At 64.2% G+C, this 12,201-nt stretch carries 7 protein-coding genes and 3 pseudogenes; all 10 read right to left on the bottom strand.

What is annotated here, in order from left to right:
• Window positions 1-839 (bottom strand): annotated as a pseudogene (locus ACSQ76_RS17830) (ABC transporter permease).
• A gap of 10 nt (window positions 840-849) precedes the next feature.
• Entirely contained in the window at window positions 850-1,815 is a 966-nt protein-coding gene (locus ACSQ76_RS17825) for an ABC transporter permease (RefSeq protein ID WP_306130042.1), read from the bottom strand.
• Between the two features lie 92 nt (window positions 1,816-1,907).
• The gene (locus ACSQ76_RS17820; RefSeq protein WP_437157603.1) at window positions 1,908-3,452 is read right to left on the bottom strand and encodes an ABC transporter substrate-binding protein; all 1,545 of its coding nucleotides are present in this window, start codon (window positions 3,450-3,452) and stop codon (window positions 1,908-1,910) included.
• A 541-nt stretch (window positions 3,453-3,993) separates the two neighbouring features.
• Window positions 3,994-4,200 carry a formate dehydrogenase subunit delta gene (locus tag ACSQ76_RS17815; protein WP_306130044.1) on the bottom strand — a complete coding sequence of 69 codons (207 nt, stop codon included), beginning with the start codon at window positions 4,198-4,200 and terminating at the stop codon, window positions 3,994-3,996.
• Window positions 4,190-5,020 carry a formate dehydrogenase accessory sulfurtransferase FdhD gene (gene fdhD / locus ACSQ76_RS17810; RefSeq protein ID WP_437157602.1) on the bottom strand — a complete coding sequence of 277 codons (831 nt, stop codon included), beginning with the start codon at window positions 5,018-5,020 and terminating at the stop codon, window positions 4,190-4,192. Before fdhD ends, ACSQ76_RS17815 begins: the two co-directional genes overlap by 11 nt.
• Window positions 5,017-7,950, bottom strand: a complete 2,934-nt coding sequence (fdhF, locus tag ACSQ76_RS17805; protein ID WP_437157601.1) for a formate dehydrogenase subunit alpha — start codon at window positions 7,948-7,950, stop codon at window positions 5,017-5,019. The genes fdhD and fdhF overlap by 4 nt, the downstream gene beginning before the upstream one ends.
• Window positions 7,947-9,455 (bottom strand): annotated as a pseudogene (locus ACSQ76_RS17800) (NADH-ubiquinone oxidoreductase-F iron-sulfur binding region domain-containing protein). Before ACSQ76_RS17800 ends, fdhF begins: the two are co-directional and overlap by 4 nt.
• Window positions 9,452-9,928: a formate dehydrogenase subunit gamma gene (locus ACSQ76_RS17795; RefSeq protein ID WP_437157600.1), complete on the bottom strand. Its 477-nt coding sequence runs from the start codon at window positions 9,926-9,928 to the stop codon at window positions 9,452-9,454. The pseudogene ACSQ76_RS17800 and the gene ACSQ76_RS17795 overlap by 4 nt, the downstream one beginning before the upstream one ends.
• Before the next feature lie 92 nt (window positions 9,929-10,020).
• Window positions 10,021-10,909 (bottom strand): annotated as a pseudogene (locus tag ACSQ76_RS17790) (LysR family transcriptional regulator).
• 105 nt (window positions 10,910-11,014) lie between these two features.
• The gene (locus ACSQ76_RS17785) at window positions 11,015-12,169 is read right to left on the bottom strand and encodes a putative sulfate/molybdate transporter (RefSeq protein WP_437157599.1); all 1,155 of its coding nucleotides are present in this window, start codon (window positions 12,167-12,169) and stop codon (window positions 11,015-11,017) included.
• Between the last annotated feature and the right edge of the window lie 32 nt (window positions 12,170-12,201).

The raw sequence follows: 12,201 nt of genomic DNA, 5'->3' as shown, positions 1-12,201 counted from the left end.
TCAGCGTCCCTTCCGTGCCAGCCGGGGTTCAAAGCGTCGTTCAGCCCCTCGCCAATCAGGTTCAGAGCCAGAACCGTCAGCAGGATCGCCACACCCGGAATGAAGCTCAGCCACCAGGCCGAGCGGATCACCGTGCGCGCCGCGCCGATCATGTAGCCCCAGCTCATGATGTTCGGGTCCCCCAGCCCGAGGAACGACAACGAGCTTTCCAGCAGGATTGCCGTCGCCACCATCAATGAGGCCATTACGATGATCGGCGACATCGCATTCGGCAGGATATGCCCGAAGAGGATACGACCGTTGGACAGCCCCGCGAGCCGGGCGGCATCGACAAATTCACGTTTGCGCAGGGACAGCACTTCGGCCCGCACGAGGCGCGCGACGGGCGGCCAACTGACGATAGCGATGGCCAGCGTTATCGTCGGCAGCGTCGGTTCCAGGATCGCGACCAGGACAATGGCGAGCGCAAAGTTCGGGATGGTCTGGAAAAATTCGGTAAAGCGCATGGCCCCGTCATCGACCACCCCCCCATAGAAGCCCGCGAACGCCCCCAGCGGCACGCCGATCAACAGCGCCACGAGGGTCGACACCAGCCCCACGATCAGTGACACGCGCGCGCCATGCACAAGACCTGCCGCCACGTCGCGGCCCAATGTATCGGTGCCCAGAGGAAAGCCCTCGGTGCTGAACGGTTCGAGGAAAGGGCGTTGCACCATCTTCCACGGGCTTTCCGGGTAAATCAGCGGCGCGAAGATGGCCAAGAGAACGACGCAGCTCAGGATCACCGCTCCGATCACCGCGCCGCGGTTGCGGGAAAACCTCTTGAGGAAATCTACCATGCGTGTCTCCTCAGATCCGCGGATCAATCAGCCGATACACGATATCGGTGATGATGTTGAAGGCGATGACCATTGCCGCCGAGACGAGGAACACGCCGAGAAGCGTGTTGTAGTCCCGCGCGGTAAGGCTCTCGAACATGAGGCGGCCGATGCCGGGCCACGCGAACACGGTTTCGGTCAGAACGGCACCGCCCACCAGTTGCCCGGCCTGCAAACCGGCCAGAGTCACGACGGGTAACAGCGCGTTGCGCAGTATATGACGCCGCCGGATGGTTCCCTCCCGCAGACCCTTCGCGCGGGCGGTCTTGACGAAATCCATCTGGCTGACTTCGAGAACCGACGATCGGGTCATCCGCAGGTACACCGCCATGAAGAACAGCCCCAAAGTCAGCGCTGGCAGGAAGAGGTGTTCCAGCCGATCCAGCACCGCGGTCATGCCGGTGTATTCGGCGCCCACGGTTTCGTATCCGAAGGCCGGAAACCAGCCCAGATGAACCGAGAAGAGCACGACGGCCATCAGCGCCACCCAGAAAAGCGGTGTCGCATAAAAGAGCAATGCCATGGTGGTGATCGCGGTATCGCTCCATTTGCCCTGACGGGCGGCGGCGGCAAGGCCGAACAAGACCCCGAGAAGCAGAGACATGCCAAAGGCGGTCATGGTCAACAAAAGCGTGGCGGGCAACCGGTCTAGTATCAGGTCCAACACGGGCATCTGCTGACGGTAGGAGTAGCCCAGGTCAAGCTGGACTACGCCCGAGACGTAATTCCAGAACTGTACGTAGAGCGGCTGATCCAGCCCGAACTGTCTGCGCAGTTGCTGGATGAATTGTTCGTCTGCAGCGCCTGCCTCGCCTGCCATGACCATGGCCGGGTCACCGGGGGCGGCATGGATTAGGAAGAAATTCAGCACAACGACCAGCAAAAGCGTGATGACAGCTTTGGCGGTACGGCCAAGTATGGCGGCGGCGAGATTCATTTTCTGGGCCTGCTCGGTTCGCGGTGGTCTCTAGTGGCCGAAAAAGGGCTGGCCCGGGTCACGTCGGGCCAGCCCTTCGAATTGCCCGGAGGCTATTGCTCGACCCAGGCGTCGCGCAGTCCGTCGTTGACACCTATGGCGGTGGTCACGAGGTCCTGCACGTCACAGCGATAGATCGTCGGGAACTCGATCTCCAGCAGCCATGCTACCGGCACGTCGTCGACCAGTTGCTTCTGGACGTCGGTATAGATCTCCTGACGCTCTTCCGGGGTCGCCGCGGTGGCGGCCTCGGCGAACATCTCGTCCACCTCCGCATTCTCATAGCCGGCGACGTTGTTCCACGGGCTGCCCTTGGCGATGTTGGACGACAGGTAGCTGCGCGCAACACCCAATGCCGGATCGCCGTACTGGTAGAGATAGGTGAAGGCGATATCGAAATCCCACTCCGCCTGTTTCTGGTTCCAGCCGGCGACGTCCGTGGCCACCACTTCGACATCGACGCCCACCTCTTCGAGGTTCTGCTTCATCGCCTCGGCCCAGCGCTGCCATGTCTCGCCGTAAGGCAAGGGCAGGATGCGCACGGTTTCCCCAGCATAGCCCGCGGCCTCCAGATGCTCTCGCGCCTTGTCCGGGTCATGGTCGTACATGATCGTGTCATCGGTGTAGAAGTTCGTCTTCGACGACACAGGGCTGGTGGCGACCGTCCCGAACCCGTTCCAGATCACATCCTTCACGAATTCTCGGTCCATGGCGTACATGACAGCCTTACGGAAATCCTTGTTCGCCGTGGCGCCTTCGCGGTTGTTCATCCACGCCATCGCATGGGGCGCGAAATACTCCCACCCCTTGCCGGTGGAACAGACGCCTTCCATCTCGGTCAGTCGCTTGACGTCCCAGTTCTCGACAGAGCCACCGGGCAGCACGTCGACTTCGCCATTCTCGAACGCCACTGCGCGCGAGGCAGCATCGGGAATGACGCGGTAGTACACCTCGTCCAGATAGGGCTGCCCGTCCAGATAGTAATCCTCGTTCTTCACAAGGTGGATGTAGCTGCCCTTCTCCCATTCATTAAACTTGTAGGGGCCTGTGCCGATCGGCGTGTTGTTGGCCTCGTTGTTTGCGAAGTCTGTCCCCTCGTAGATATGCTTGGGGATCATCGGCATGGTTCCCGCCTCGAAGACGCCGATGAACGGACCGAAGGGATTTTTCAGCTTGAACACCACCGTGTGATCGTCCGGGGCGGTGATGGATTCGACATGTTCCAGGCTGACCCGAAGGCGCGCATGGGTTTCGCGCAGGAACTTGTCGACCGAAAACACCACATCCTCGGAGGTGAAAGGTTCTCCATCGTGCCAGGTGACGCCGTCTTGGAGCGTGAACGTGTAGGTCAGCGCATCGTCGGAGATCTCCCACGACTTTGCCAGTGACGGCATGGGGTTCAAGTCCGTGTCATAGCGCAGGAGGCTTTCGTAAATGTCGCCAGCGACAAGCTGTGTCGGCCCGTTCTGCACAAGGCCCAGCATCAGGCTGGGCGGTTCGGGTTGCACTACGATGTCAAGCCGCCCGCCGGCGTCCTGCGCGCCAGTCGGCAGCGCGAGCCCGAGGTACAGAATCGAGGCTGTCAGTGTCTTCTTCATCTAAGTCTCCCTGTTGATTTGCGCGATGATCATCAAACCGGGTTTCCAAACGAACGTCAGTTCCCGCCGATCCCACGCGATTTTTTTCGTCGCACGCCGCGTGCCGGTCCCCGGTCTGTCGGAGCGTGCTACGTTTACATATGCCTCCGTTCCAGAGGCGTCTGGCATCTCCAAAGTTCATCGGCGGGTCGGTTGGAAGTCAAGGTGCAATGTCGACAGACGACAAACTGACGTCCCCCAAAAAGGCTTTGGTACAAGCTCGAAGCTGCGTTTTTAGCAGTTTCAGCAGCAGTCGTGGATCTTGGCCGCCCGAGTGACAGGTAGACAGGAATAACTATTCGAACGGGGCTATTCGGTTTTCGGCGCGCTAAAGGAGGCGGTCGCTGACCTGATGCTCTAAAACCGTTTGCTCAAAAAAGCATGCTCATCTGACGACCGACACGTAGAAATTCGACAGCCGGGGTAGCTAGCTGCGCCAAAACTTTTCAGCGTATACCGCCGTGCTTTTCGTGCGAGGCAAGTGAGAAAATTTCAGATCGATTCAACTGATCAGACGGGCCGCCCTTCTCGCTGTATCGTCGACGTTCTCGCCACCATTCTCCACGTACTCGCAGAATTGGCGACGCATTCTGGGGTCCCAGAAATCCTGCAGGTGGTTCGCGACGCGCTCGGCCTGGTCGTTGCCGGGCTGGGATTTGAAGAACGTGGCGATCTGGTTGGCCATCATGACCAGTTTCTCAGGCGACATCGGGAACCTCGTGGGAAATGCGGTGCGGGTTGGAATAGAGATCGAAACCGCCGCCGCGGGCAAAGGCGGCCAGCGTGATGCCCGCCTTGTCGGCGAGGCGCAGGGCATGGGCCGTGGGGGCGGAGACGGCGATCAGCGTGCCGCAGCCGGCCATGGCGCATTTCTGCACCAGCTCGACCGAAAGGCGGCTGGTCATGACGAAAGCGCCCGCCGCCGGGTCGCGCCCCGCCCGCCAGAGCGCACCGATCAGCTTGTCGAGCGCGTTGTGGCGGCCGACATCCTCGCGCGCCATGACGACGCGCTTGCCCGGCAGGACGAAGCCCGCCGCATGGGTCGCGCGGGTGCGGCGGTGCAGGGGCTGGATATTGGACAGAGCGTCGGCGGCATGGGCGATGTCGTCGCGGCTGAAATTCGGGCCAACCTGAGCCACGCTTGGCACGTCGCGCACCGCCTGATCCAGCGAGTCGATTCCACACAGCCCGCAGCCCACCGGACCGGCCATGAAACGACGGCGTGCCGCCAGCGCCTCACGGCGGTCGGCGCGCAGCCAGAACCGGGCCTCGATGCCCCGGTCGTGTTCCGCGATCTCGAAGCTTTCGATCTGGGCGGGGTCGGTCACGATCCCCTCGGTCACGGCGAAGCCATGGGCGAAATCCTCGATATCGCCGGGTGTGGCCATCATCACCGCCTGGGTCGAGCCGTCGAAGACCAGTGCCACCGGCAGTTCTTCGGGAAGGGCGCGGCTGACCATGCGCGCGCCTTCTGCCTGAACGGACAGGCCCGAGCGGCTTTGGCAGGGAGAAAAACCCAAACCCATCATTCCGCCGCCGGAAGGATGCGGCGGGCCTGCGCTGCCTGCGCCGCGTAGTCCTCCTGCCAGTCGGTCGGCCCGTTGGAGGGGCTGACCTGCACCGCCGTCACCTTGAACTCGGGGCAATTCGTGGCCCAGTCCGAGAAATCCGTGGTGATGACATTGGCCTGCGTGTCGGGGTGGTGAAACGTGGTGTAGACCACGCCGGGGCTGACCCTGTCGGTGATCTTGGCGCGCAGCGCCGTCTCGCCCGAGCGGCTGGCCAGCTTGACCCAGTCGCCTTCGCTCACGCCCCGGTTCTCGGCGTCGTGGGGGTGGATTTCCAGCACGTCGGCCTCGTGCCAGATGGTGTTGTCCGTGCGCCGTGTCTGGGCGCCCACGTTGTATTGCGACAGGATGCGCCCGGTGGTCAGCAACAGCGGGAAGCGGGGGCCGGTCCTTTCGTCGGTCGCCACGTACTCGGTGATGATGAACTTGCCCTTGCCGCGCATGAAGCTGTCCACGTGCATCAGCGGCGTGCCCTCGGGGTGCTCCTCGTTGCAGGGCCATTGCACGCTTCCCCTGGTTTCCAGCAGGGCATAGTCCACCCCGGCGAAAGAGGGCGTGGTGGCCGCGATCTCCTCCATGATGCGCGCGGGATGGGTATAGGTCCATTCCGCACGCCCGGATTTCTTCAGCATCGCGTTGGCCAGCAGTTGCGTCACCTCCCAGTCGGCATAGCCGTTCAGCGGCTTCATCACCTCGCGCACACGGTTGATGCGGCGCTCGGCATTGGTGAAGGTGCCTTCCTTTTCCAGGAAAGATGAACCGGGCAGGAAGACATGCGCGTAGTTGGCCGTCTCGTTCAGGAAGAGGTCATGCACGATGACGCATTCCATCGCCGCAAGGCCCGCCGCGACATGCTTGGTGTCGGGGTCCGATTGCAGGATGTCCTCGCCCTGGCAGTATAGGCCCTTGAAGGTGCCGTCGACCGCGCAGTCCAGCATGTTGGGGATACGCAGGCCCGGCTCGGGGTCGATCTCGGTGCCCCAGAGCGCCTCGAACATCTCGCGCACGTCGGCGTTCTTGACGTGGCGATAGCCCGGCAGTTCGTGCGGGAACGAGCCCATGTCGCAGGCGCCCTGCACGTTGTTCTGTCCGCGCAAGGGGTTCACGCCCACTCCGCGCCGGCCAAGGTTGCCGGTCAGCATGGCGAGGTTGGCGATGCCCATGACGGTGGTCGAGCCCTGGCTGTGCTCGGTCACGCCCAAGCCGTAATAGATCGAGCCGTTGCCGCCGGTGGCATAAAGATGCGCAGCGGCCCGCAGTTCTGCCGGATCGACGCCGGTCAGCAGCGCGGTCGCCTCGGGGCTGTGGCGCGGGTCCGAAACGAAGGCGGCGTATTCCTGGAATTCCTCCCAGTCGCAGCGGCTGCGGATGAAGTCCTCGTCCATCAGCCCTTCGGTCACGATCACATGCGCCAGCGCCGTGACCACGGCAACGTTGGTGCCCGGGCGCAGCGGCAGGTGATGCGCCGCCTCGATATGGGCCGACTTCACCAGGTCGATCCGGCGTGGGTCGATCACGATCAGTCTGGCCCCCTGGCGCAGGCGCTTTTTCATGCGGCTGGCAAATACGGGGTGACCGTCGGTAGGGTTGGCGCCAATGACGATGATCACGTCGGTGTCTTCGACGCTGTCGAAATCCTGCGTTCCGGCGGAGGTGCCGAAGGTCTGGCCCAGCCCGTAGCCGGTGGGCGAGTGGCAGACGCGGGCGCAGGTATCGGTGTTGTTGTTGCCGAAGACCGAGCGCGCCAGTTTCTGCACCAGGTAAGTTTCCTCGTTGGTGCAGCGGCTGGAGGTGATGACGCCGATGGATTTCTTGCCGTAGGTTTCCTGCAGCCCCAGCATTTTCGACGCGGCAAAGTCCAGCGCCTCGTCCCAGCTGACCTCGCGCCAAGGCTCGTCCACCCGGTCGCGGATCATCGGGTTCAGGATGCGGTCGCTGTGATGGGCGTAGCCATAGGCAAAGCGCCCCTTGACGCAGGAATGGCCCCGGTTCGCCTTGCCGTGCTTGTAGGGCACCATGCGGACCAGTTCGTCGCCCTGCATCTCGGCCTTGAAGGAACAGCCGACGCCGCAATAGGCGCAGGTGGTCACGACCGAGCGGTCGGGCGTGCCCATCTCGATCACGGATTTTTCCTGCAGCGTCGCGGTGGGGCAGGCCTGCACGCAGGCGCCGCAGCTGACGCAATCCGAGGCGAGGAAATCGTCCTCGGCGGTGCCCGCGCTGACACGGGACTCGAAGCCGCGCCCCTCGATCGTCAGGGCAAAGGTGCCCTGCACCTCTTCGCAGGCGCGCACACAGCGGTTGCAGACGATGCACTTGCTGGGATCATAGCTGAAATAGGGGTTCGAGGTGTCCGCGGGGATGTACTCGGGATTGCCCTTGTCGCCCTCGGGGGCACGGGCCCGGATGTCGCCCTGCGCCAGCGTGCCGCCCTTGGCGTCGTAGTGGTTGCGCCCGGCCTCGTATCGCTGGTCGCGCAGGCCCACGGCGCCGGCCATGTCCTGCAACTCGCAATCGCCATTGGCCGAGCAGGTCAGGCAATCCAGCGGGTGGTCGGAGATATAAAGCTCCATCACCCCGGTGCGGATCTTGCGCACTTTCTTCGACTGCGTGTGCACGGCCATGCCGGGGGCAACCGGCGTGGTGCAGGACGCGGGTGTGCCGCGCCGGCCTTCGATCTCCACGACGCAGAGGCGGCAGGAACCGAACGCGTCAAGGCTGTCGGTGGCGCAAAGCTTGGGCACCTGGATGCCCGCCTCGGCCGCCGCGCGCATCACGCTGGTGCCTTCGGGCACGGTCACCTCGAAGCCGTCGATGGTCAGGGTCACGGGCTCGCCCGTCTTGGCGGGTGTGCCCATGTCGCGGTCGTCGGGAATGATCAGGTCTTTCATTCTGCGGCCTCCTTCGTGGTCGAGAACTCGTCGGGAAAGTGGGTGAGCGCGGACATGACCGGATAGGGCGTGAAGCCGCCCAGTGCGCACAGCGATCCGTCGGTCATGGTCTCGCAGAGGTCGGTGAGGATGGTCACGGCGTCGGCGTCGCCGCGCGCGATGCGGTCGATGGTTTCCACCCCGCGCACCGCGCCGATGCGACAGGGGTACACTTGCCGCAGCTTTCCACGGCGCAGAATTCCATCGCGAAGCGCGCCATGCCCAGCATGTCGGCGGTGTCGTCGAACACCACCAGCCCGGCATGGCCAATGAGCCCGCCTTCGGCGCCGAATTCCCTCGTATCCCATGGGCGCGTCGAATTTCGACCGCGGCATGTAGGCCCCCAGCGGCCCGCCGACCTGCACCGCCTTGAACGGGCGGCCGGTAGCGGTGCCGCCGGCAAGATCGTCGATCACCTCGCCCAAAGTCACGCCGAATCCGGTCTCGAACAGGCCGCCGCGCGCGACGTTGCCCGCGATCTGAAGCGTGATGGTGCCGCGCGATTTGCCGATCCCGAAGCTGGCGTGATGCTCGGCGCCTTTCTCGAAGATCACCGGCACGGTGGCCAGGCTGATGACGTTGTTGACCACGGTGGGCCGGCCCAGGAACCCTTCGAGCGCCGGAAGCGGCGGCTTGGCGCGGACGACGCCGCGCTTGCCTTCGAGCGAGTTCAGCAGCGAGGTTTCCTCGCCGCAGACATAGGCGCCTGCGCCCTTGCGGATTTCCATGTCGAATTTGTGGGGCGACCCGAGGATATTCTCGCCGAGGACGCCCTCGGCGCGGGCGATCTCGACCGCGCGGGTCATCACCGCGATGGCATCGGGGTATTCTGAGCGCAGATAGACATACCCCTTGGTGGCCCCGACACCCAGACCGGCGATGGTCATGCCCTCGATCAGGGTGAAGGGGTCGCCCTCCATGATCATGCGATCGGCGAAGGTGCCGCTGTCGCCCTCGTCGGCATTGCAGACGATGTATTTCTGCGGCGCCTCGGCGTCGTGCACGGTCTGCCATTTGATCCCCGTCGGGAAGCCCGCGCCACCACGGCCACGCAGGCCGGAGGTCTTGACCTCGTCCACGATCTGCTGGCCGGTCATGGAAAGGGCACGTTTCAGCCCGGCAAGGCCGCCATGCGCCTCGTAGGCATCCAGCGACAGCGGGTCGATCACGCCGACGCGGGCAAAGGTCAGCCGGGTCTGGCGCTTCATCCAGTCGAGATTGTCGACCGGGCCAAGCGCCTTGGCGCTGCTGCCATCGAGAATGGCTGCCGCGTCGTCCGGCGTTGCGGGGCCAAAGCCGTGGCGAACCCCGTCGATCTCGACCTCGACAAGCGGTTCCAGCCAGATCATGCCACGGGTGCCGGTGCGGATGATCTGCGCCTCGGGGGCGGCCTTTTTCAGCGCCGCGACCACCGCGTCAGCGCCAAGCGCCTTGGCAGCACTGTCCATGGGAACAAAGATCTTCATGCGCCCGCCTCCGCCAGCAGCGCGTCCATGCGGCTGCGGTCCACCCTGCCCAGGCAGCGATCGTCCAGCATCGCGGCCGGAGCGCAGGCACAAAGGCCAAGGCAATAGACCGGCTCGACCGTGACGGCGCCGTTGGTCGTGGTGCCGTGCCAGTCCAGTCCCAGCTTTGCCAGTGTCTCTTCGGCCAGTGCGTTGCCGCCCATCGCCTGGCAGGCCTCGGCGCGGCAGATCTTCAGAACATGCCGCCCGGCAGGGGCTTTGCGGAAGTCGTGGTAGAAGCTGATGACACCATACAATTCCGCCTTGGTGATGTTGAGCCGATCCGCGATCATCTGCATGGCCGGCTGCGGGATGTGCCCGAAATTTTCCTGCAGCGCGTGCAGTATCGGCAGCAACGGACCTTCCAGTCCGGCATTCGCGTCGATAAGCGCGGCGATCTCGTCTTCGGTGGGGGTGGGGGCGGCTGTTGGCAAGGGCTGACCTCCTGTATGCTGTTGCGCCAAGCAGACAGAAGGTGCGGGCCGACAACAATATCGCAGATCGGTCGACCGATAGGGATCGGCTATCAATCCGCTTTCGACAGTTTCCTTGTGGTCCGCAAAAGGGCGTCCAGAACCGGGGTATGGGGCTCTCGGTACGGGGCCACGAGTCCGACCGCGTGAGACGGCTCGCGGCCCGTCAGCGGCACGACGGTCAGGGCCTTTCCGGCCACGAGGAAGCGTGCCAGTTCCTCGGGAAGCACTGTCAGGTAGCCGCCGGATTCGACATTCGCCACCAAGACGATCGTCGAATTCGATTCGGTACAGGTGTCCGGTGTGACGTTGGCCGCCGAGAAATTACGGTTGATGATTCGCCGGTTCTGCATGTCCGGGGTCAGCAGGCAGAGCTTTTCGCCGGACAACTCCTCCCACGCCACGTCGTGCCGATTCGCGAAGGGGGGAATCGTTCGTGCACACGAGCATGTAGCGTTCCTCATAGAGCGGCTCGGTGCTGACGCGCCCCATCGGTTCGTTGTCGAGATAGGAAATGCCCGCGTCCACCTCCAGGTTGTCGAGCATCGACATGATCTCGACCGAGGTTCGCGACAGTATGGTGAAATGCACTTTCGGATGCTTGGCGTTGAAGCGCTGGCACAGCCGCACCGCCACCGTCAGGGCCGTCGGAATGACGGCGATGCGCAACTGCCCCGACAGGCCATGCCGCTTGACGCGCATCTCCTCGCGCAATTGCCGGGTGTCGCCGACGATCTTCCTGGCCCAGTCAAGCGCGGTCTGGCCTTCCGGCGTCAGCCCGCCAAAGCGCGAGCCGCGAAAGATCAGCTGCACGCCAAGCTGTTCTTCCAGCGTCTTGATCCCGTTCGACAGGGTCGGCTGGGTGATGCCCAGACCGGAGGCCGCGCGACCGAAATGGCCCTCCTTTGCCACGGCGATGAACATTTCGAGCTTGTCAATCATATGGGTGAACCCAATCGAAACCGGCTGTCCTGATAGATTTCGTGAATGATTTGTCTTTTCCCGGACGCGGCTTTCTCGAAACCGGGGCCCGACGCAGTGGCTTCGTCATTCCGGTTCTTCCGCTTTTTGGGCCCACAGGCGGGTGAGAACGGCCTTCCGGACCGCCTCGGCCAGCGTGCCCAGGATCAGACCGATCAGCGGGTTGCCCAGAAGCGTCGCAAGGGCGGTGATCGCGATGACGGGCCTGCAAGAGGGTCTGGCATCGAAAAGCCGGCGATTGGCGGCCAATTCCATCGCGGCAATCAGCAACAAGGCCCCCAGGGTTGCGGACGGGATCGCCAGCAACGCCATGTGCCGCAGGTCTTGCGGCAGCAGCGCCACCGCCAGAAGCGCGGCCCCCAGCATCACCGGCGCGCCCCCGCTGCGTGCGCCGAAACGGTGATGCGCGGCCACGCCGCCGGCCCCGTGGCACATCGGCAAAGCTCCGAACGAGGCCAGGGCCAGGTTGGCGGCACCCGAGGTCAGGCACAGGCGCTTGGGCGTCACTCGCGCGGCGCGCGCGCCGTAACTGTCCTGCGCCACGAGTGCGGTCAGGAAAACGGCGTTGGTCAGGGTCAGGGCAAGTTGCGGCAGGGCGAGGTCGGCAATGGCGATCCGCATATCCTCAAGGCCTGGAACCGGCGCCAGCCAGCCCAGAGCCGCAGCACCCGACAGATCGGGCAGGGCCTCGTGGCCGACGAAATGGCCTGCCGCCACGCCGAAACCCAGCGTCATGAGTGCCGCGTGTGTCCCCAGCCGCAACGCCGCAGCCGCAAGCCCCAGCGACAGCAGCCCGATCAGCGGCTGCCCGGCCATCAGTCCGAGCGATATCCAGGCCAGCGCCAGGCCCAGCCCCAGCTGAAGCCCGGTCAGCACCGATTGCGGCACCAGCCGCGCGATCCGGTCTATGACGCCCGTTCCCCCCAGCAAGAGCAGCGCCGCGCCGATCAGAACTCCGCTCAGCGCGATGGAGGCGGGCGAGATCTCGGCCACCAGCGCCACGGCAACGATGGCCTTCATCGGCTGGACCGGAACCGGCAGGCGGTAGATCAGGCCGGTGACGATGTAGAACAGGCCGAAGCCCAGCAGTACCTGTGTCGCCGACAGCCCCACAAGGGCGATGGCCCCGATGGTCAGCGGCAGCAGCGTCCCCAGGTCCCCCAGGGCCCCGTTCACTTCGCGCAGGTCAAAGCGGAACCGTTCTGACGCGCGCGGGCTCATCGCAACTGCTCCCGGTCCCGACGGCGTCGCGC

The organism is Roseovarius sp. B08 (assembly GCF_051417955.1).
Classification (GTDB): Bacteria; Pseudomonadota; Alphaproteobacteria; order Rhodobacterales; family Rhodobacteraceae; genus Roseovarius.
This window is presented reverse-complemented; position numbering and strand designations above follow the sequence as displayed.

Bases quoted from the DNA above. Each gene is read 5' to 3' on its own strand.
- ACSQ76_RS17825 (WP_306130042.1), bottom strand. From the start codon at position 1,815: ATGAATCTCGCCGCCGCCATACTTGGCCGTACCGCCAAAGCTGTCATC.
- ACSQ76_RS17820 (WP_437157603.1), bottom strand. From the start codon at position 3,452: ATGAAGAAGACACTGACAGCCTCGATTCTGTACCTCGGGCTCGCGCTG.
- ACSQ76_RS17815 (WP_306130044.1), bottom strand. From the start codon at position 4,200: ATGTCGCCTGAGAAACTGGTCATGATGGCCAACCAGATCGCCACGTTC.
- fdhD (WP_437157602.1), bottom strand. From the start codon at position 5,020: ATGATGGGTTTGGGTTTTTCTCCCTGCCAAAGCCGCTCGGGCCTGTCC.
- fdhF (WP_437157601.1), bottom strand. From the start codon at position 7,950: ATGAAAGACCTGATCATTCCCGACGACCGCGACATGGGCACACCCGCC.
- ACSQ76_RS17785 (WP_437157599.1), bottom strand. From the start codon at position 12,169: ATGAGCCCGCGCGCGTCAGAACGGTTCCGCTTTGACCTGCGCGAAGTG.